Genomic DNA, 20,771 nt, shown 5'->3' with positions numbered 1-20,771 from the left:
GAGATGCGCCGAATGTCGGTGACTGCTCTGACCGCGACCGCCCTCCTGGTGTTGGTAGCGGTGTCGGTGATCGCGTTGATGCTCGGCACCGCACATGTCCCGTGGCGCGAGGTCTGCCACATCGCGTGGGCAGAGATCACCGGTGGCACCATCGCTACGGACGATGTACCCAACTACCGCATCATCGTCGATTCACGCCTGCCTCGGGTGCTGCTGGCCATTCTCATCGGCGGCGGCCTCAGCGCCGTCGGACTGGTTGTTCAGGCGATGGTGCGCAATGCCCTCGCGGACCCGTACGTGCTGGGTATATCCTCCGGTGCGTCCGTCGGCGCGACGTCGGTGGTGCTGTTCGGAACCTTCGGTGCTCTCGGAATCTACGCCCTCTCCACGGCCGCGTTCGTCGGTGCGTTGGCTGCGACGTTGCTGGTGTACCTCATGGCCAGATCTGCGGCGGGGCTTGTTCCTCTGCGGCTGGTTCTCACCGGAACGGCTCTCGGGTACGGCTTCTCGGCCATCACCACTGTCCTGGTATTCCTTGCACCCCACGGCGACGGCGCACGAAGTGTCATGTTCTGGCTCCTCGGAAGCCTGTCGGCGGCGACCTGGCAGATGGTCCCGCTCGCGGCCGTCGTCACCGTAGTGGGCTTGGTGATCATCGCCGCCTGCGCCCGCCGCCTCAACGCATTGTCGATGGGCGATGAAGTCAGCGCCGCTCTCGGCCTCGACGCCTCGAAGTTCCGGCTACTGCTGTTCGTCGTCGCGGCGGCGATGACCGGATGTTTCGTATCTATCTGCGGTGCAGTCGGGTTCGTCGGACTCGTCGTCCCGCATGTCGCCCGAATGCTCGTCGGTGCCGACCATAGGCGCTTGATCGTGGTGGTCCCGGTCCTTGGATCGGTCTTTCTGGTCAGCGCCGACCTTCTCGCCCGAACCTTGGTGCCTCCGCAGGAACTTCCGCTCGGCGCGATCACCGCGGCGGTCGGAGTCCCGGTGTTCGTGCTGCTGATGCGCCGCCGCGGTGCGCTGATGGGTTCCGACTGATGCGGGTCGAGTACGACGCCGTCGACGTCACCATCGATGGTGCCACGATCGTGCACGACGTCACCGTCTCGATCCCGTCGGGACACGTCGTCGGGATCGTAGGGCCCAACGGCAGCGGAAAATCGACACTATTGCGATGCCTCTACCGGGCGCTGACCCCGTCGGCGGGAACGGTGCGGGTCGACGGCGTCGACAATCTGACTGTCAGCATGCGCCTGAACGCTCTGCAGGTGGCCGCGCTTACCCAGGATTCGCCCCTGCAATTCGACTTCACCGCCGCCGAAGTCGTTGCGACCGGCCGACTTCCCCACGGACGCGCATTCTCGCGAGATCGGGCACACGATCACCTGGTCTGTCGGGAAGCGATGCTGCTCGCCGACGCACAACATCTGTCGGAGCGGAGCTTTCTCTCACTGTCCGGCGGGGAGCGGCAACGAGTCCTGATCGCACGCGCGTTCGCGCAGGAACCGAAGGTGCTGGTACTGGACGAGCCGACCAACCATCTCGACGTCCACCATCAATATGCCGTGCTCTCCGCCGCGAAAAAGCTCGGTGTCACCGTCGTCGCTGCCCTGCACGACCTCAACCTCGCAGCCCAGTACTGCGACCAGCTGTTCGTGCTCGGTGCCGGCCGGCTGGTGTGCTCGGGCACCCCCGCCGAGGTCATCACCGTCGACGTTCTGCGCCGATGGTTCGAGATCGGCGGCCACATCATCACCCACCCCCGACTGGGCGTCCCCCAGATCATTTTCGACGAGAAAGAGTACCGATGACACATCCGAGACGGACCTGGGCGCTGATCGCTGCAACCACCCTGGCGCTGAGCGCCTGCGGCGCGGAGGTGGAGACCACAGCAGAACCAGGCGGCGCGACCGTCACCGTCACCAACTGCGACGAGCCGTTGACCGTTGATGGCGTTCCGCAGCGCGTGGTCACCAACGACACCGGAATCACCGAGATGATGTTCGCGCTCGGCCTGGCCGACCGAGTCGTCGGCTTCTCCGCGCAGGCCTCCAAGGACGGGGACATCGAATCCTCGCCCTGGAAAGCCGATTTCGAGTCCACCCCCGATATCGGTGACACCTTCACCCGTGAAGCGGTCCAGGCCGCGAATCCGGACTTCGTCTTCGCCGGCTGGAACTACGGATACAAGGAATCGACCGGTCTGACACCGGACTGGGTGCGCAGCATCGGTGCCACCCCGTATCAGCTCACCGAGGCATGCCGTCAACCCGGCACCACGCAGCGCGGAATCATGGACCCGCTCGACGCGCTGTACGCCGACATCGAAAACCTCGGCGATATCTTCGACGTCCGTGACCGCGCCGACGATCTCGTCGCCGGGTACCGCGAACAAGTTGCGGACGCGAACGCGACAGCACCGGCCGGGCAGGATCCGACGCGAATGTTCTTGTTCGACAGTGCGACCCCGGAACCGTTCACCGCCGGCCGTACAGCAGCCCCATCGCAGATCTTCCGAGAGGCCGGTGGCAGCAACATCTTCGACGACATCGACAACTCGTGGACCACCGCATCCTGGGAGGCCGCGGCTCAGCGCGATCCGCAAGCGATCGTCATAGTCGACTACAACTCGGGCGCGGGGGAGACCGTCGAGGCGAAAATCGAACAGCTACGGCAACATCCGCTGATGTCGGGAACGACCGCGGTCCGCGAGAACAACATCACGGCCCTTCCCTACGCGGCGCTCGTCGAAGGCCCACGCAACCCGCAGGCGGTGACTTCAGTCGCGGATTTTTTGCGGTCGAAAGGTCTGTGACTGCGATCGCGGCAGAGGGCGCTTTTCACCTTTGTGACCGGTACGTCGGAGCGACTCGAAACGCTGCATGTGGATAGGAGATGAACAGAGTGGCAATGGATCGATCCAGACCGACAGTCATCGTATGCCGCGGATGCTGCTGCGGCACTACCGACAAGCATCCGGACATCGACCACGACGCCGAACTCGAGAGTTTGCGTCACCTGGTCGATGGTGTCGGTAACTTTCGCGTCACCGAGTGCCTTGGACCATGCGAACGATCGAACGTTGTCGTGGTTGCCCCATCGAGATGCGGACATCGAACCGGTGGCCGACCAACGTGGCTCGGTTTCGTTCTGGGCGCAGGAATGAAGGAGCAGATTGCAGGTTGGCTCTGCAACGGAGGACCTGGGCTTGCCGAGATGCCGACGTCTCTCGCTTCGCACTGCTTCGACCAGCGTCGAAAATAAGCTCGGGGCGAACGACTTTCCTGTCAGTGTCCTCCCCGTCGCTGCGATCACCCGGTGCCGCATCCGAGTCCGGATGGCATCGGCGCTGTGGGCGCCTGTGCTGCTGTGGACGAACTGCTGGACTCGTGTGTCTCGAAAGTAACGCACACACCACGCCGTCGGCTTTCTCCGCACTGCCGTGGGAGTATTCATCCGGTGGCCTGGAACAGTGAGGTCAAGAGGCCGGCGAAGCAGGGTCGTGATCGGTTCGCGGTGGGGGAGTCAGCTCCGTCGATCGGGGATTGGACGATCTCACGGGAAAGAAGCCTCACTGCTGACCCCGAATACGATGCAGTACAACTGATATCAGATTCGACTGGCAATTCTGAATGTCACGACTGGTCGGACTGTGCAACCTGTTCGGCAGCTCGGAACGCGACTGACTCGCGTCGTGGTCTTGCAGTCGACACCTGATTGTCCGACTCGATGTCAATGGCCGATCATGTTGTCGCCGGTGACTCGAGTCCGCTCGACGTTCCTCCTAGCCGTGGAAGCGATCATCGGAGTGTTCTTCCGGAATGCGACGCGCACTTGATTCCGTCAGGTGCGGGGGAGTTCGATCGACAAGTCGTGCCGGAACAGGTTGCCGGGATCCCACGCCGCCTTGATCTCCTGCAGCCTCGAGTAGTTGTCCCCGTAGTACAGCGTGGACCACGACACCCCCGAGGTGTTCCAGGCGGGATCCTTCAAGTCGGAGTCCGGATAGTTGATGTAAGCGCCGGCGTTGGCGTCGTTCGGTACCGGAACGCCGCCGGTGTCGGCGTAGATGTCGCGATACATGTTTCGGGACCACTCGACATGGGCGGCCTCGTCTGCGGGATTGCGCCAGGCGGTGACGAAGACGGCCTTCATGAACGAATTTCTGGTCGGCATCGCCGTCGCGTCGGCGGGTCGGTCGTTGATTGCACCACCGGCAGGGAAGAGCTCGATTCCCGAGTCCAGGCTCTGAAAACGCGGGTCCGACAGGTACCTGTGCAGGGTGCGCAGCTGCTCGTCGGTGTGTGCCCGACGCAAGTTCGCACTCTTGTATTTGCCCGAGAACGGTGCCCGGCCACGGGGTGCCGACAATTGTGTCGAAACATCCAGAAACGGTCCTTGCGAAGCGGGCACCGCGACGGGTGGTGGCCACACACCCTCGCCCAGTGCGGCGACGAACTCGTCGAGCAGCGCGCGCGAGTTGGGCAGGTCGGCATCGAGCCGTGGGGTGAGCTGGCACAGGTGTGCGCTGGCGAAGAACTGCGCGTACAGGCTCGCGAATCTCGACCCAGGTTCGCTGTTGCGCTCGAAGAATCGCTGAAAATTGCCGACGAACCGCACGAAAGCGTCTTCGCTGACCACGGGCAGTACGACCTGTGTGCTGAGCAGGTTCGCCGGAGGGGTCGGTAGGGCCAGCGTGGGATCCGACCCGTCCGCGTCGTGCGTGCGGAGTAGGTACCGGGTCACGACGCCGAAGTTTCCTCCGCCGCCGCCCGTGTGCGCCCACCACAGATCGGAGTTCCGACCGTCGCGAGTTGCCAGGACGGACGAGGCACGTCCGTCGGCGTCGACGACGACAACTTCCACGCCGTAGAGGTGGTCGACAACAGACCCGAAGGCCCGCGACAGAGGGCCGAAGCCGCCTCCCGCGGCGTGGCCTCCCATGCCGACGCCCAGGCAACTTCCGCCGGGTAGCGACACACCCCAGCCTCGGTACAGCTGCTCGTACACTGCGCCCAGATCCGCTCCGGCCCCGACGGAGAAGGCGTTGTTTTCCGCATCGAACTCCACGGCTGTAAGCCGACTCAGATCGATGATGGCCTGAGTAGAGGCGTTGTCGACGAAGTTCTCGACGCAGTGTCCACCCGATCGGACGGCGATGCGCAGACCGCGCATGACCGCCGTCTCTACCGCGGCCACGGTCTCTTCGGTGTTCACGGGCACAAAAATAGTTTCGGGCTGCGCGAGGAATCGCGGGTTGTAACCGCGCTGCACCAACCGCACGAACTCCGGGTCCGGAGGGCTCAATTCCGTGACGGCTGTCGACGCGACGAGCGGATCGGCGGACGCGCCGAAGGGACGCAAGTTCGGCAAAGCGCCACCGGCCAAGGCGGCTGCACCGAACAACAGGTGGCGTCGCGTCAGTTTGGGCATCGCACGAGTGTACTTCCGACTCGTGCACAATCGGCTGTCGCGCGGCACCGACCGGTACACGCGGCAGGTATTCGTGTGCGCAGTCGCATCCTGAGACCGTCATTGGCAGACTTCGATCACGCAGTTCGACGGTATTCAGCGGTAACACGAGCATGGCCGTCTGCTTGGACGGCATCGAGCTCGGGGATCGGCAACAATGCATGCGCCGACGGTCCGTTCCTCGCTGGTTGTCCAGGTTGATAGAGATTTGGGCGCTCCTGCCGCCAACGAACCGATCCCGTTCGAAGTCCGAGGGGGCGGACAGCACACGGTACAGATGGGCTTTCTACGTGTCGTTCGGTGATGTCGGAACATCGACGGACCGTACCTAGGGCGATGACGAGAGTCATACGCGTGAGGGACCTTCCGCCCTGTCTCTTCCACTGTGTGGTCGCGACAATGGGACCGTGACCTACTGCGACGCTGAGAGCTGACGTCGTGACGGAAATGTCAGATCACAGCAGAGACGGATGGGGCTCGGCTGTGTTCGCCGCTCGAGGCGAACTGGTCCGAAACCGGACCGACCGTGGATGCAAATTCGATTCGACCGCAGGATCCGTCGACGACTCGTGCGGTAGAAGGTGGGCGGTGCGGCAAATCCGTTCCAGTACTGCACGATCGGTGCAACTGTCGTGAGCTGGATGGACGTCGAGCCCTTCCTGGTGGCGCTCGCCATCGGGCTGCTGCTCGGGTTCGAGCGTGAACGCAGCCATATCCGCACGCTCCCGGCCGGGTCGCGTTCATTCGCGCTGTTGTCTCTTGCCGGAGCCGCCGCCGCCAGCTTCGACAACTGGGCAGTCTCAGCCGGCATCGTCGTCGTCGGGCTGCTCATGGCGCTTGCCTACTTCCGCACCAGCGAGCAGGACCCGGGGACCACTACCGAGATCGCCGCGCTGGTGGCCTATCTACTCGGCGCGCTCGCCTATACCGCCCCGTCGGTAGCGGTCGCTCTTTCCGTGATCGTGGCCGGACTGCTGACGTCGAAGTCTCGCATTCATCGGTTCGCCCGTCAGATGGTCAGCGAGATCGAGCTCGAAGACGCCATCAAGTTCCTCGTGGCGGCATTTGTCATCCTGCCGTTGTTGCCCGATCGCGGAATCGGACCCTACGGCGTACTGAACCCGGCCAAGGTATGGCTCCTCGTCGTTCTGCTCACCGGTATCGGATGGATCGGATACATCGGCGTTCGGGCGCTTGGGCCCCAGCGTGGTCTGCTCGTCACGGGTCTGGCCGGCGGATTCGTATCCGCAAGTGCAACAACCGCGTCGATGGGCCGGCTGAGCCGGACGGCCGATGAAATGCGGGCACCGCTCGCCGGGGCGCTCATTGCGAGCCTCGCCACTTTCATACAGTTGCTCGTCGTCATCGGGTTCGTCGAGCCAGAGGTGCTTCGACGACTGTGGCCCCCGGTAGTGGCGGGAGCCATGGTGCTCGTTGTAGTCGCCGCCGCCGTCTACCGCGGTGCCGCAGTGGCTCCACAAGACGCTGAGGTGATCAGCGCAGGTGTCGAGCCGCATACCTCGGCGCGGCCGTTTTCGTTGCGGCCGGCACTCGTCTTGGCCGCTGTTCTCGTCTTTGCCCTGTTTGTCGGCCGATGGGGTGCTGACGTGCTGGGTTCCCGAGGAGCGGTGCTCGCCGCAGCTGCGGCGGGTCTCGCCGATGCTCACGCCGGTGCTCTCGGTGCTGCGAGCCTTGCTGCGAAAGGCACCATCACGGTCGACAGCGCGCTGCAGGCGATCGCCGCTGCGCTCGGATCGAACCTACTGGTCAAGAGCGTGCTGGCCTTCACTTCAGGTGGGCATCGCTTCGGTCTCGGGTTTCTTGCGGCCATGGCTCTGCCGACCGTCGTCTTCTCCGTCGCGATGACCATCGTGGTGACGATGGGATGAACTGCAGCGGACCTTTCCGCTCGTCGGTCGCCGTGTCCGCGCCCCCGGGACACGCCTGTGGCCGGCCTCGCTTGCGCAAGCGTCCTCGGTACTGCGGCATCTCTGAATCTGAAGAAACCTCGCCCTGCCGGCGGGGGTCGTTTCGCCACTCGACCGAATCATCCGTGCGCCCCGCAGCTGGCTTGTATCTCGCTCGCGCAGTGCGCTCGGAGCCGCAACGCGGGGAATGTCTGTCGCTGATGGCGCTCATCACTCACAGCTCATCGATGTTGCCGCGATTGTCAACGCGTTGCGTGCACTACGGAACGATGCGAAGAAGCAGGCCGAACTCCCCACCGTTACCCCGAGATAGTGCGCAGGTTCTCGGCCGAGCAGGTCGCAATGAAACGGTGACCTCGCTCTTCTGCGCAGATCGGCGCAGTTGGGGCGATCGGCCACCTCGACCAAGCCCCTGTTTCGTGACGGATCGTGGACGCATTTCTGTTCGGTACCCGTGCTGCCGCACGAAGCTTGTGCGGCCTGCATTCACTGGTGCGGTTGCACTAGGTGCGAGAGGAGGAGAACTGCTTCACTCTGGTCCACGAGACGAGTCCATGAGTGGTCTTTGTGCTCTCCACAAACCTGAAACCGGGTGCAATCGTGGTTTGTCACAGTGAGGCGCAGAATCGACCGTTGGGGAATGCCATGAAGCCACCGCGCTCGCCATTCAAGCTGGTACTCGTCTCCGGACTGTTCGTCGCTTGTCTATTCGCGGGCGCACCTTTGCTCGTTGTCGTCTTCTTCGGACTCCTGGTAGCAGCACAGGGTCTGCTGGTTCTGACCGATGTCGGTTCGGGATGGCAACAATGATCTGGTCCACACCCTCGACCCGTCCGCTGTCATCACCCACCGATTCGCGATGGGCGAGTTCGTCGAGGGATACCGAGTCTTCGGGAACGCCGCTGTCACAGGGGCATTGGAGGTCACTGCAGTTTTTCCCCGCAGGCCGGGACGATGACGACCGGGATGTCGGCTCGATGGAGTACCGCGCGGCTGGTCGATCCGCCGAACAGCGGTGAGATCGCACCACGGCTCCTGGCCCCGAGGACGATGAGTTGCGCGTGGGATGCGTCCTCGAGAAGCGCGTGTGACGGTCTGTCTTGTGTGGCGTGAGCGGTGACTTCGACGTCGGGGTACTTCTCGGACCACGAGGCGATGAGGTGGTCGATCCACCGCTGTGGAGCAGAATCGACACGCATGCGAGGCCCCAGGTCGATGTGTCGGGTGAACCCGGTTCGCGGTTGTAACGACTCGTACGCGTGCACGGCACGAAGGGGGACGCCGAGACGTGATGCCTGGTCGAAGGCGAGGTCGAGTACTGCATCATCGTTGGGTGAACAGTCGACGCCCACCACTGCGGGAGCGGTCTCGGACTCCGTCGCCGTTCGTGTGAAAGTTTGGGGGACAACGGCAATAGGGCACCGTGCGTGAGTGGCGACATCGGTACTGACCGAGCCCAGTACTGCCCGCGCAACGGTTCCCTTTCGACGAGAACCCAGCACGAGCATCCGAGCTGTGTCCGCGTACCCGTTCAGCACCTCGTGGGGTGGGCCGGGATCCAGCACAGTTTTCACATCGGCGTCGTCGCCCAGGATCGACAGCGCGATGACGCGGGCGGCGGCAAGCGCGGACTGCGCACGAGCGCGAGCACCCGACGCGGTGCCACTGTTCGCGCCCGGTGCTCCGGTGCGCGTGATGTCCTGATCGACACCGGCGTAGACGAGCACCAGTGTGGTGTCTCGGCCGACTACGTCCGTGGCAGCCCAACGCACAGCGTTCCGAGCCGACACGGAGCCGTCGACACCTACTACCGTGAGATTCTTTCGATGGTCGATCGCAGTGGTCATGCATCGATCCTCTGGGGTCGGGTCGAACGGGACGAGAGGCTTCGGACCTGTCGCACGGTGCCGAAGGCCTTGAATTCGGCACGACGGTCTGCACTGCTCGCCGGTTCGATCGAAGGTCCTGACAATCGGGGACGTAATACCCTGGGTTGCCCGATCCACCTGGGATGCAATGGGACTGCGTACCGATGAGTCCGCACGGAGTGGCCGAAATCCTGTCGGACATTCGCCCATCGCAGATCGGAGAGGACACCATGGTTCTGGCCAATCGTCAGCGAGTCGTCGTCGGAGTGGACGGTTCGGAGAGCAGTGACGCTGCAGCACGGTGGGCGGCGGAGATGGCGGCCCGATTGCATTCGCCGCTGCACCTCGTGAGCGCAGTCCGAGAGCCCACGTTCTACATGGCCGAGGAGGCCATGGTCGTGCCCGTCGAGGTGTGGAATCAGCAGAAGGAGAACGCCCGAAAGATCGTCGACGACCTGTCCGAGTCTGTGGTCGGTATTCATCCTCACCTCGAAGTGAGCACCGAAGTCGGCACCACTTCTGCCGCCGCGTTACTGAAAGAGTGCTCACATACGGCGCGATTGGTCGTGGTGGGAAACTCGGGCTCCGGTGCCATCAGTTCGTTCTTGTTGGGAAGTACGGCGAAAGCAGTCACTCACGATGCGGACTGCCCGGTCGTCGTATGGCGGGAGAGTCGCTCGACGTTCGACGCGCCGGTCGTCGTCGGAATCGACGGTAGCGCTGCGAGTGAGTCCGCGGTCGGACACGCATTCGAGGTTGCGTCGGCGTTGGGGGTTGCGCTCGTTGCCGTTCACTCCTGGAACCCGGCGTCCAAAGCCGGCGGAGTCGCACTTCCGGGATTCGTCGACTGGGCCGCCTACGAACGAGAGGAGGCTGCACTACTGTCCGAGAGCTTGGCCGGATGGGCCGAGAAATACCCGGACGTGCAGATCGAACGCGAACTGCGCCGGGGGAATGCCTCCCACGCACTCGTGGATCTTTCCACGCAGTCGCAGCTCGTCATCGTGGGCAGCCACGGTCGCGGATCGATCGCCTCGCTTGTGCTGGGGTCGACCGGTTCCAATCTCGTTCATCACGCGCACTGTCCCGTCATGATCTGCCGCGACGGACGATGACTGGACCTGCGACGACACGAAGCTGACTGGGTAGGACTGGCGCGAAAGAGCCCCGAGGATCCGGTGGTCCCAGAGATCGGCGATGGGCTTGCCATCGCGCGAGCACTGTCGGATCTTGCTCATCAGCTGCTCGAATGCAGTGCGCAAGACCTGGAACAGGTTGTCCACGAACCTGTTCGAGTGAGAATGTGAACGCATTACGCGATCCATCGTGGCTGTCTGCAAGCACACAAGAGGAGGGTGAACGACGTGTCGAAACCGAGCTCGCGATCGTGGAAGGACATGAGCGAACGACGTCGCCGCGGCATCGTCGTTCTCGGCGCGATTCAGGTGGCAATGGCTATGGCCGCTTGGCTCGATCTTGCACGACGCAGTAGCGGACAGGTTGCTGGCAGCAAGCGACTTTGGGCGGCGGTCATATGCGTCAATTTCTTCGGTCCGATCACGTACTTCGTTCTCGGCCGACGGTCGGATCCGCCCCAGCAAGCGTCGCCGCTGTAGCGGTGCTACGTTCGACCGATCGACCCTGCGGCACAGCATATTTCTGGTCTTGACCGCAATTGCGTTGCGCTGGGCCCCATCTACGGACACAGTCGGTGGTGCAACGTCGAACGCGGGCCCGAGTCAGGGGCGCGCCCACACCCGCGACGCGATGCAGACCTATCACGCCGAACTCGGGAGCTGGCGAGCTAGCCCGAACCGTTGACCTCGAATTGCTGTGCAGTCCAACGTAACACGAACGGCAGACCGGTCATGGCACCGATGAAGTGGTCGCCTGCCACGGGCTCGTAGTGCACGTCGGCACCCTTGCTTCGCCAGTGCTCGATCAGGGCGGTCACGCCTGCCTCGGGGATGAAGCGATCGCCGATCCACTTGCTCGCGGAACCGTGGAAGAACGCGACCGGTGCCGAGGGAGCGTCGGCACCCGGGCGGTTCGCGGCGATCACCCGCCGCGCGATGTCGGAGTCGAACGGGTCGGGCTCGGACGCCAAGTCCTCGATTCGCATGCGTGCCAACCCGCCCAAGGCCAGGGGGAGGACGGACATGTCCTTCACCCAGGACGCAAACAGCAGCGCCTTCGGACCGAACAACTCCACCATCTCGGGGTGCTCACGCGCGAGACCCATGGTCGCCGCACCCAGCAGGCCGGCCGCGACGGTGCCGTTCATGGTGTCGAGCAGCATTGAGAAGTCGGTGGGCGTTCCACCGGCGACGGCACCCACCAACTTCACGTCCGGCGCGTACCTCGGCTGCAGCTGCGCCGTCCATGTGGTGGCGATCGCGCCGCCGCTGTAGCCGTAGGCCACCACCTGGCTGTCGGCGAGCTCCGGGGCGACGACCGTCATCCCGCGTAGCGAGTCCAGGACGGCATGCGCGGCCATCGTGCCTTCGGAGTACGACATCCGCGGGCCTTGGTGATCGGCGACGAGGACGGCGTATCCGCGGGCGAGCCAGAGCGGCATCACCGGTGGGAGGTCGGCGCCGACACCGTGCACGAGTCGGTACGACGGCGTGCTCTTGGCTCCGAGGGAATCGATGGCCACGTTGTGGGCGACGACGGGCCGCGGTCCGCGTCCGGTCCACGGCCGCCTCGGGATCAGCAGCGAGGCGGTGACGCCGGCGGGGAGACCCCGTGCGTCGGTCGATCGCACCATGAACTGATGCAGGCCGGTTCGCGGCCGAGGCACCAGACCGCGGGTCGTGCGCTGCCGGATCACTACGCCGGGTGCGAGGTCCTCGATGCCGGGAGGGGTGAGGAAGAAGGCGTCGTTGTCGATCGGGGTCGGAAGGATCGCGGCATGGGGATCGTCCGGAGGCTCCAGGGGCAGTCGTCGAGTCAGGACGCGATCGAGCACACCGAACAGAGTCATGATCCCCCGACATTCATCTCGAGCCGTACCGATCCCCGCGATCACCGTACCGCGTGAGGGCGTCGGTGAACGCAATCATGGAGACGTTTCCGCAGACCACCCCCACGGTCTTCGGCTCCCGTGTCGAGCGGGTTCTCTGACCGCGGCCCGTCGACGACGTGGTGCACCCCGAACCCGCCCGCTGCCGCGTCCAGGTCGACGGTGACCCGGACACAGATCACGAAGCTCGGACTCGAGTTCGGATCGAAAGTGCGTTTGACCGCTTGGGTGGTGTCATGCGCTGTGACAACCTGCCTTACGAATTCGTGCCAATTGGCCGATTCTTGCGACGGACCGCAAGTAATCGCTGAAGAATCAGTGCGACAACAACTGCGCAACATTCTTGGTCGCACTACCGAGGATGGCGTCCCAGATCCCCGGTATTCTCGGATGCCGATTCTGTCGAGTGAAAAGCGTGAGAGGTCCTGCACAGCAACCGATGACAAAGATGTTCGTGGCACTGCTCGCCCCGACTCGGTTCACAAGACGGTGGCCGCATACGCCACGAACACCACGAACATGGCCGCGCCGCCGAGGGCTGCGCCGATCATGGCCTCGCGGCCATTCGTCGCCAGGCCCTCCTCGTCCCGGCCCACGCCGACCCACCCACACACCACAGCGGCGATACCTGTTGGGACAGCGACAAAGTCGCCGATGAAGGGTACGAACGCGCAGAACAGGGCGATGATGCCCAGGATCAGCGCGGCACTGCCGGCACCGTTGCGAAACAGCGGCCGTGTGGAGTGTTCCTCGGCCATGCCGCCTCCCTCTGTGCGGTCTTCATACTCGTCGCACAAGATACGACGAGCAGACCTACCAGAAAGATACCCTCGATATGCGCAGAGGCGCGATGTCACCGAGGCACCGCATCTCGCGACGTGTGCGCCCTCGGGCCGAGGACGCCAGTTAGGCTCGGTCGGTGACGGACTCAACGTGGGACGGGTATGTCCGAGTGCGCGGCGCCACCGAGCACAACCTGGCCGCTGTCGATGTCGACATACCCCGCAATGCATTCGTCGCGTTCACAGGGGTGTCGGGGTCCGGGAAGTCGTCACTGGCTTTCAGCACGTTGTATGCCGAAGCGCAGCGACGCTACTTCGAGTCTGTTGCCCCCTACGCGCGTCGACTGCTTCAGCAAGTGGGCGCACCCCACGTCGCCTCCATCACCGGCCTTCCTCCAGCCGTTGCATTGCAGCAACGCCGGGGTTCGCCCAGTTCACGCTCCAGCGTCGGCACCATCACCACCATGTCCAACCTGCTCCGCATGCTCTACTCCCGGGCGGGTACCTATCCCGACGGTGCGTCGCTGCTGTCGGCGGAAGCGTTCTCACCCAATACCGTCGCCGGTGCCTGCCCGCGATGCGGCGGGTTGGGTGAGTTCCACGATGTGACAACGGAACTGCTCGTTCCCGACCCGTCGCTGAGCATTCGTGAGGGCGCGATCGCGGCGTGGCCGGGTGCCTGGCAGGGTGCAAACCTGCGCAGCATCGTCAGCGGCATGGGTATCGACATCGACGTGCCGTGGCGCACGCTGAAGAAGAAGGACCGAGAGTGGCTTCTCTTCACCGACGAGCACCCCAAGGTGTGGATCGACCCGGAAGAGGGCCGAGTCGACCACAGTTACGAAGGTAAGTTCTGGAGCGCCCGCAGCCATGTCATGCATGTTCTGGCCGACTCGAACAGCGAGCGCATGCGGGACCGCGCTCTCCAATTCACCGAGACCGTCCGCTGCCCGATGTGCTCCGGCAGCGGACTGCGCGCCGACGCGCTGGCCGTCACCATCGCCGGCCGGTCGATCTCTGAGATCAATGCGCTCTCGCTGACAGAACTTGCCGCAGTCCTGCGCCCGGTAGCCGAACAGTCGGGGGAGGCCGCGGAGGTAGCAGTACGCATCACCGCCGACCTGCTGGCCAGAATCGACGTGTTGCTCGAGTTGGGCTTGGGATACTTGGCGCTCGGGCGTAGCTCGACGACGCTGTCGCCCGGCGAGACGCAGCGGTTGCGGATCGCCACTCAGCTTCGTTCCGGTCTTTTCGGGGTGGTCTACGTGTTGGACGAACCTTCCGCGGGACTGCATCCGGCGGATGCCGAGCCACTGCTCGACGTCCTGGACCAGCTGAAGGCGTCGGGAAACTCCTTGTTCGTCGTCGAACACGACATGGACGTGGTCCGGCGCGCCGATTGGGTGGTCGATATCGGACCCGCGGCCGGCGAGGGCGGCGGCAGAGTCGTCTACAGCGGCCCCGTCGCCGGCTTGGAGGAGATCGAGGAGTCGGTCACCGGCAGGCACCTCTTCGGTCGAGCGGAATCCGTGCAGCGGGAGACGCGCCCCACCCAGGGCTGGCTCACGCTGGCCGGAGTCACCCGGCACAATCTGCAGGACTTGACCGCGGAATTCCCACACGCGGTGCTCACGGCAGTGACGGGTGTGTCGGGCTCCGGTAAGTCGACACTCGTCAGCCAGGTCCTGTTCGAAGTGGCACGTCACCGACTCGAGACCGCGGCAGACGAGGACGAAGACGCGCAGATCGAAGTCGACGTGGCCGAGGTGTCCGGAATCGAGACATTCACTCGTCTGGTCCGGGTGGATCAACGCCCCATCGGCCGAACCCCCCGATCGACTCTGGCCACCTACGTCGGAATGTTCGACATCGTCCGTAAACTGTTTGCCGCCACCGATGAGGCGAAGGCCCGCGGATGGGCACCTGGACGGTTCTCCTTCAACGTCGCCGACGGACGATGCCCTACATGCCAGGGCGACGGTTTCGTCGAGGTGGAGCTGCTGTTCCTTCCCGGCACCTATGGCCCTTGCCCCACTTGTCATGGTGACCGGTACAACCCGGAAACTCTCGAAATAATGTGGCGTGACAAGACAATTGCCGAGGTACTCCACATGTCGGTGGACGAGGCTGCGATGTTCTTCGCCGATATCACGGGAGCATCGCGCAGTCTGGAGACCTTGCGCGACATCGGTCTCGGCTACCTTCGACTCGGTCAACCCGCCACGGAGCTGAGCGGCGGAGAAGCGCAGCGCATCAAGATTGCCACCGAATTGCAGCGCACCCGCCGCGGCACTGCCCTCTACTTACTGGACGAACCGACCGCAGGGCTGCATCCCTCCGATGTCGCACTGCTCATGCGTCAGCTGCACCTGCTCGTCGACGCGGGCAACACCGTGGTGATGGTGGAACACGACTTGGATGCCATAGCGTCCGCAGACTGGGTCATCGATCTCGGCCCCGGCGGCGGCGACAACGGGGGCACCGTCGTTGCCACCGGGACGCCCGCCGAAGTCGCGGCGTCCCCGGACAGCATCACGGGACCATACCTGGCCCGACGGCTCCAATCCTGAACTGTCGCTTCGTCTTGTCGTGCTCGAGCTTTCAGCCTGACGGTCGATTCCGGACCGTAGCTGTCCGCGATAGGTCTCATGATGACGTCATGACAATCACTGAAGCTCCCATCCCGTTCGTTGTCGACGTCCCGCAGTCGGAGCTCGACGACTTGGCCCGGCGTGTTCGGGACGCACGTCTGCCCGAACCCCTCGGTGCCGATGACTGGAGCACCGGAGTCCCGATCTCCGTTCTGCGGTCGATGGCGACCAGCTGGGTCGACGACTTCAGCTGGCGAGAGGTGGAGAAGCAGCTCGCGTCGTTTCCTCAGTACGTGGTGGAGATCGACGGGCAGCGCATCCACTACCTGCACGTGCGGTCGTCGCGAGCCGACTCCACTCCTGTTCTGCTGTGTCACGGGTGGCCGGGTTCGTACATGGAGTTCCTCGATCTCATTCCGCTGCTGACCGAGCCGGACGATGTCGATCTTCAGGCCTTCGACGTGATCGTGCCGTCTGTCCCCGGATTCGCCTTCTCCACGCCGCTGTCGGGCGACGGCTGGAGTACCGACCGCGTGGCTCAGGCTTTCGTCGAATTGATGAGCTGCCTCGGGTACGGCTCGTACGTCGTGCAGGGCGGCGACTACGGTGCCGGAGTGGCACCGGCGATGGGTCGTCTCGATCCGGAGCATTGCGCCGCCATTCATGTCAACGGGTCCATCGGTGCACCCTTCCAAGAACCCGACGAGGAGGAGCAGAAGCGTTGCACCGAAACCGAATTGGACCGCTACCGGCGTGTGGGCGAGTTCATGAAGTCGGAGTTCGGGTACATCTCCATCCAGTCGACTCGTCCGCAACTGATCGGTGCTGCTCTGACCGACAGTCCCATCGGTCAGTTGTCATGGATGCTGGACAAATTCCGCGCGTGGACCTACCCGTTCGACGAGGAACCGGATGGTGCTCTCGGCCGTAGCCGGATTCTCGCCCACGTCACCCTGTATTGGTTGACGCGGAGCGCCGGTAGCGCCGCTTATACCGTCTACGCGGCCGATGGAGGGGCCTGGGGCGATCCGCAGGCGAAGCCGTCGCAACCGGTCGGTGCCATCATGTTCGCGCACGACATCGGCATCAGGCACCTTGCGGAACAAGAGTTCGACATCGTGCACTGGACCGAGATTCCGGATCACGGTGGGCACTTCGCGGCGATGGAGGAGCCGGAGCGCCTTGCCGCGGATCTGCGCTTGTTTCTGTCCGCCTTACCGTCGGGTCGCTGACCGGTGTCTTTGACCGGCTCGCGTAAGGCGCTTTCGGATTTCGATGTGGTTGTGCATCAACCGATCCGGCCGGCGAATGCGCGTCCGGTGGAAACAGCGAGACCGAGCAATCCGCGCAACCCTGGCAACGATCCGGCCAGTGACCACACCGTGTTCGTCGACGATTCGTCGGTCGGCTTGCCCGCGAAGCGGTCCGCGAGCCAATTCAGAGTGACGGGGGCTGCGATCGGGTGCAGCGACAGGTGCTCGCTGAGGCGATCGCGGATGTACGTGACGTTCGCTCCGGCAGCGCGATACCGGCGTACTTGCCCGTCCACGTCGTCCACGTCGATCATCGGATCATGCACCGCCTGCACCACCAGAAGTGGAAAGTCGGGTGCCGACTTGCCGGGCTGGATATCTTGGAAGATCTGCACCATCTCGGGTGTCGCCAGGAGGTCTGCCATCGGGATATCGAGGTGCCGCTCCAGATCGTGCATCACCATCGACATGACGGCGTGGACTGTCGTCTTTCGGTGGAGGGATGAGAGTGTGTCGAGCCCCGCAGCGGCGACGTGTTCGCGAACGAGCCGGTCGAGCACGGGGTAGGTGCGTCGCAGGCCCTCCACCACCATCGCGGGCAGCGCCGCGAAGATCGTGCCGTTGAGGCGGGAAAATGCGGACCCGGGATCGCCGACGGGTGATCCGAGCGCAGCGCCGACGATGTCGAGTTCAGGGGCGTAGTCGGCCGCAGCCTCGGCGGCCCATGACGTCGCCAATCCGCCACCCGAGTACCCCCACAGAGCGACAGGGGTGGTGTCGGTGAGGTCGAGCGGCTCGAAAGACAGCGCCGCGCGGACGCCGTCGAGGGCGCAGTAACCGGGCTCGATGGGTGCTCCCCACTGCCCGTCCATGCCCTCGTGATCGGGGAGGGACAGAACCCATCCGCGGCGCAGGGCATACAGGATGATCATGAACTCGAACTGCGGTACGGAGCCGACGGCTCGAGCGCCCGCCCGCAGGACGTAAGACGGGAAGCATCGATCCGACACGGCGTCGATCGCGCACTGGTAGGACAGCAGGGCGCGTTGCGGTCGCTGTCGGTCCCCGACCGGAAGCACCACCGTCGTGACCGCGACACGCGCTGCCCCGTCGAGGCTGGTGGTCCGGTACAGAAGTTGCCAGGCCGACACCTTCTGACGAATGACGCCGAACAACGCGAGGGTCACCTCGCGGGACCGCAACACGGTCCCCGGCTCCGCGCGCTCGAAACCGGCCGGTGCCCGATAGAACGGGTCCATACTCGGAATCGCGATGATCGATTCCGAGTCGGCATGGTCGGCCGTTGCTCGCGGACGAGCGGTCGACGCGGAATCGGGTTCGATACTCATGGTTGATCACTTCCTGGTGCGGGTGCGATGGTGTCGACGAGTTGGTCGATGACTGCTCGGGAGGCTTCAGGTGACGCCGCGTGAGTCAGCAATCCCTCGACGACGAACGTACCGATGCGGAGCATGGCATCGGCCGCCTCACCGGACAGGCCTGCAGCGTCGATATCGGCGGCGAACAGCGATTCCGCGAAGGCATGAAATCCGTTGTGCCACTCATTGATTGCCTCGGACTCGGTCACCCGATCGTGCACGGTGGAGACCAGCGGGCCTACTTTTCTCAGCCGCTCCACCAGCCAGAACAGCCGGTCGGCCAGCGGTAGGTCGACGATGTCGAGATAGTCCGTGGCATCTTCGGCGGCGATGGCCGTCAGGACAGCGACCAGGATGTCGTCCTTGTCTCCGAAGTACCAGTACAGCGTGTTCGCGGTGACACCCGCTGCTTTCGCGAGACGGCTGATCGAGGTGCGATCGAAGCCGTCGGACACGAACATCTCGCGGGCGGCGACCACGATGTCCTCGCGCTTGCTATCCCGGTCGTGAAGTCCGCGATTCCTGGGCATACGACCAACCTTATCTTGAATGGTCTTCAAGACCCTGCTACGGTCCTTGAATACCGTTCAAGAGTGGAGGCCCGTCGATGTCGAAGACCGGAAGAACTGCACTGATCACCGGAGCGTCAGCGGGTATAGGCGCGGCTTTTGCTCGACACCTCGCGGCCGAGGGGCACAACCTCGTTCTCGTCGCGCGGCGCGAGGACCGACTCACCGCACTGGCGGACGAGCTGTCGTCCCAGCACGGTGTGCGATGCGATGTCGTGCCTGCGGACCTCGCCGATCGCTCTGCGCCCCGGGCCATCTTCGAGAAAATGACATCCCTCGGTGTCGACGTCGATATCCTCGTCAACAACGCGGGCATGTCGGGGAACTCCACGTTCGCAGATGCGCCGTTCGACGCACACGCCGCGGAGATACAGGTGATGATCACTGCCGTCACCGAACTCGCTCATCTCACGGTGCCCGGCATGAAAGAACGCGGATACGGCCGAATCGTGAATCTGTCGTCGTTGGCGGCGTTGCTTCCTCCAGGTGCAAGTCTGCTGTACACCGGAATCAAGTCCTATGTGCTCGACATGTCGCAAGCACTCGACATGGAGTTGCGGCCGCACGGCATCCACGTGACTGCGCTCTGTCCCGGTTTCACCCACAGTGAGTTCCACGACGTCATGGGAACTCGAGATGCAGCGACCTCCAAGCTGCCCTCCCTTCTGTGGCAGACCCCCGAGGATGTCGTGCGAGAAGGATGGCGGGCAGTGAACAACGGCACGCCGGTATGCGTACCCGGGATGGTCAACAAAGTGACAGCCGCTGCAGCGAAGCCGATTCCGACTCGCATCGGGTACTACCTCGGTAAAACCCTCAACCCTTTCAAGCAGTGAGATCCGATCACTGCCCCGCCGCAGAACAGAGAGACACACGCATGACCACCGACGAACACGCCGGCTTCACCCGTACCGAAACATCGTTCATGTCGGACGGAGTTCGTTGCGCGGCTACGGTCTTCCGTCCCGACACTTCTGCCGCCAGGGACTTGCCGGCAATCGTGATGGCGCACGGATTCGGCTCTCCCCGGGCGATGCGCCTCTACGCGTACGCCGAGCGTTTCGTTGCGGCCGGCTACGTGGTCTGCGTCTTCGACTATCGGTACTTCGGGGACAGCGACGGCGAACCCCGCCAACTGTTGGACGTGGATTCGCAGCTTGCCGATTGGCGAAGCGCAGTCGACTTCGCTCGCTCGCTCGACGGCGTCGACGAGAACCGAATCGTCGGATGGGGTACGTCCTTCGCCGGCGGCCACGTACTCACGCTGGCGGGCAACGGCGTTCGGTTCGCCGCGATCATCGCCCAGGTGCCCCACATCGACGGCATCGCCGCCGTTCGCGCGACCGGGTTCAGGCAGGCGTTGCGGCTGGCACCGGCCGCCATCAGCGACAGCGTCAGCGCAGTCCTCGGACGATCGCCGCACTACGTCGACAGTGTCGGGCTTCCTGGCACGCGAGCAGTGATGGTCTCACCCGACGCGATGACAGGGCGTGACCGCTTGGTTCTCGAGTCGGGCCTGACCGACGGCGACTACCCGGAGACCGTGGCGGCGCGGATATTGCTGAAGATCTGGCGGTATTCCCCAGGCCGTACGATGTCCGCGATCGACTGCCCCACACTGGTGCAGATCGCGTCCGACGATTCCGTGACCCCGGCTGCCGTCGCACAGCGCGCCGCGGCAAAGGTTCGCAAGGCCACGGTACGGACCTACGACGGTGGCCATTTCGATCCGTACGTCGAGCCACTGTTCTCCTCGGTGATACGAGATCAACTGACGTTTCTGGCCGACAACGTGCCCCTGCAACTCCGGGCCGTCCCCTCCGCCTGACCGAACGGTTCGGTGCACCCCACAGTTCTCGGATTGGATCTCCATGGCCGACGGTACGAACAACTCCGAACTG

The 20,771-nt window shown here is 64.1% G+C and carries 17 protein-coding genes; 11 read left to right on the top strand and 6 right to left on the bottom strand.

The genetic code is table 11. The features are described from left to right. Nucleotides 1-3: 3 nt before the first annotated feature. Genes MTX34_RS02915 through MTX34_RS02905 form a run of 3 tightly spaced genes read left to right on the top strand, consistent with a single transcriptional unit; the run spans nucleotide 4 to nucleotide 2,818 of the window. On the top strand, nucleotides 4-1,041 hold the full coding sequence (locus MTX34_RS02915) for a FecCD family ABC transporter permease (RefSeq protein WP_374638801.1): 1,038 nt from the start codon (nucleotides 4-6) through the stop codon (nucleotides 1,039-1,041). After that, nucleotides 1,041-1,814 carry an ABC transporter ATP-binding protein gene (locus MTX34_RS02910; RefSeq protein WP_243608379.1) on the top strand — a complete coding sequence of 258 codons (774 nt, stop codon included), beginning with the start codon at nucleotides 1,041-1,043 and terminating at the stop codon, nucleotides 1,812-1,814. Before MTX34_RS02915 ends, MTX34_RS02910 begins: the two co-directional genes overlap by 1 nt. After that, nucleotides 1,811-2,818 carry an ABC transporter substrate-binding protein gene (locus MTX34_RS02905; RefSeq protein ID WP_243608378.1) on the top strand — a complete coding sequence of 336 codons (1,008 nt, stop codon included), beginning with the start codon at nucleotides 1,811-1,813 and terminating at the stop codon, nucleotides 2,816-2,818. The genes MTX34_RS02910 and MTX34_RS02905 overlap by 4 nt, the downstream gene beginning before the upstream one ends. Nucleotides 2,819-3,846: 1,028 nt before the next feature. Here the strand turns inward: MTX34_RS02905 and MTX34_RS02900 are convergent. Further along, nucleotides 3,847-5,436 carry an FAD-binding oxidoreductase gene (locus MTX34_RS02900; RefSeq protein ID WP_243608377.1) on the bottom strand — a complete coding sequence of 530 codons (1,590 nt, stop codon included), beginning with the start codon at nucleotides 5,434-5,436 and terminating at the stop codon, nucleotides 3,847-3,849. 680 nt (nucleotides 5,437-6,116) lie between these two features. Here MTX34_RS02900 and MTX34_RS02895 point away from each other — a divergent pair. Further along, nucleotides 6,117-7,364, top strand: coding sequence for a DUF4010 domain-containing protein (locus MTX34_RS02895; RefSeq protein ID WP_243608466.1), 1,248 nt, complete (start codon nucleotides 6,117-6,119; stop codon nucleotides 7,362-7,364). 962 nt (nucleotides 7,365-8,326) lie between these two features. Here MTX34_RS02895 and MTX34_RS02890 read toward each other — a convergent pair. Next, nucleotides 8,327-9,250: a universal stress protein gene (locus MTX34_RS02890; protein WP_243608376.1), complete on the bottom strand. Its 924-nt coding sequence runs from the start codon at nucleotides 9,248-9,250 to the stop codon at nucleotides 8,327-8,329. 185 nt (nucleotides 9,251-9,435) lie between these two features. Between MTX34_RS02890 and MTX34_RS02885 the strand changes: the two genes are divergently transcribed. The 3 genes from MTX34_RS02885 to MTX34_RS02875 all read left to right on the top strand — a co-directional run bounded on the left by MTX34_RS02885 (nucleotide 9,436) and on the right by MTX34_RS02875 (nucleotide 10,887). Then, nucleotides 9,436-10,386: a universal stress protein gene (locus MTX34_RS02885; protein WP_243596273.1), complete on the top strand. Its 951-nt coding sequence runs from the start codon at nucleotides 9,436-9,438 to the stop codon at nucleotides 10,384-10,386. A 63-nt stretch (nucleotides 10,387-10,449) separates the two neighbouring features. Further along, nucleotides 10,450-10,578, top strand: a complete 129-nt coding sequence (locus tag MTX34_RS02880; protein WP_243596274.1) for a dsRBD fold-containing protein — start codon at nucleotides 10,450-10,452, stop codon at nucleotides 10,576-10,578. A gap of 90 nt (nucleotides 10,579-10,668) precedes the next feature. Continuing rightward, nucleotides 10,669-10,887: a PLDc N-terminal domain-containing protein gene (locus MTX34_RS02875; protein WP_243596275.1), complete on the top strand. Its 219-nt coding sequence runs from the start codon at nucleotides 10,669-10,671 to the stop codon at nucleotides 10,885-10,887. Between the two features lie 188 nt (nucleotides 10,888-11,075). Here the strand turns inward: MTX34_RS02875 and MTX34_RS02870 are convergent, their stop codons facing one another. Both MTX34_RS02870 and MTX34_RS02865 read right to left on the bottom strand, forming a co-directional pair. Continuing rightward, on the bottom strand, nucleotides 11,076-12,257 hold the full coding sequence (locus tag MTX34_RS02870) for a lipase family protein (RefSeq protein WP_243608375.1): 1,182 nt from the start codon (nucleotides 12,255-12,257) through the stop codon (nucleotides 11,076-11,078). A 518-nt stretch (nucleotides 12,258-12,775) separates the two neighbouring features. After that, nucleotides 12,776-13,054 (bottom strand): hypothetical protein, encoded by a 279-nt coding sequence (locus MTX34_RS02865; protein WP_243596277.1) that lies wholly within the window; start codon nucleotides 13,052-13,054, stop codon nucleotides 12,776-12,778. Nucleotides 13,055-13,215: 161 nt separating this feature from the next. Here MTX34_RS02865 and uvrA point away from each other — a divergent pair, with 161 nt between their 5' ends. Continuing rightward, nucleotides 13,216-15,648: an excinuclease ABC subunit UvrA gene (gene uvrA, locus MTX34_RS02860; RefSeq protein WP_243608374.1), complete on the top strand. Its 2,433-nt coding sequence runs from the start codon at nucleotides 13,216-13,218 to the stop codon at nucleotides 15,646-15,648. Nucleotides 15,649-15,737: 89 nt separating this feature from the next. Next, on the top strand, nucleotides 15,738-16,901 hold the full coding sequence (locus tag MTX34_RS02855; RefSeq protein WP_243608373.1) for an epoxide hydrolase family protein: 1,164 nt from the start codon (nucleotides 15,738-15,740) through the stop codon (nucleotides 16,899-16,901). Nucleotides 16,902-16,957: 56 nt separating this feature from the next. Here the strand turns inward: MTX34_RS02855 and MTX34_RS02850 are convergent, their stop codons facing one another. Then, entirely contained in the window at nucleotides 16,958-18,271 is a 1,314-nt protein-coding gene (locus MTX34_RS02850; protein ID WP_243596279.1) for a lipase family protein, read from the bottom strand. Beyond that, nucleotides 18,268-18,831 (bottom strand): TetR/AcrR family transcriptional regulator, encoded by a 564-nt coding sequence (locus MTX34_RS02845; protein ID WP_243608372.1) that lies wholly within the window; start codon nucleotides 18,829-18,831, stop codon nucleotides 18,268-18,270. The genes MTX34_RS02850 and MTX34_RS02845 overlap by 4 nt, the downstream gene beginning before the upstream one ends. 77 nt (nucleotides 18,832-18,908) lie before the next feature. On the opposite strand from MTX34_RS02845, the gene MTX34_RS02840 reads away from it, so the two are divergent. Together MTX34_RS02840 and MTX34_RS02835 are read left to right on the top strand one after the other, a co-directional pair. Beyond that, nucleotides 18,909-19,706 (top strand): SDR family oxidoreductase, encoded by a 798-nt coding sequence (locus MTX34_RS02840; RefSeq protein WP_243608371.1) that lies wholly within the window; start codon nucleotides 18,909-18,911, stop codon nucleotides 19,704-19,706. A 41-nt stretch (nucleotides 19,707-19,747) separates the two neighbouring features. Next, entirely contained in the window at nucleotides 19,748-20,698 is a 951-nt protein-coding gene (locus tag MTX34_RS02835; protein WP_243608370.1) for an alpha/beta hydrolase, read from the top strand. Nucleotides 20,699-20,771 lie beyond the last annotated feature (73 nt).

The sequence above is a fragment of the Rhodococcus sp. ARC_M5 genome (assembly GCF_022810405.1).
Lineage (GTDB): Bacteria > Actinomycetota > Actinomycetes > Mycobacteriales > Mycobacteriaceae > Rhodococcoides > Rhodococcoides navarretei.
This window is presented reverse-complemented; position numbering and strand designations above follow the sequence as displayed.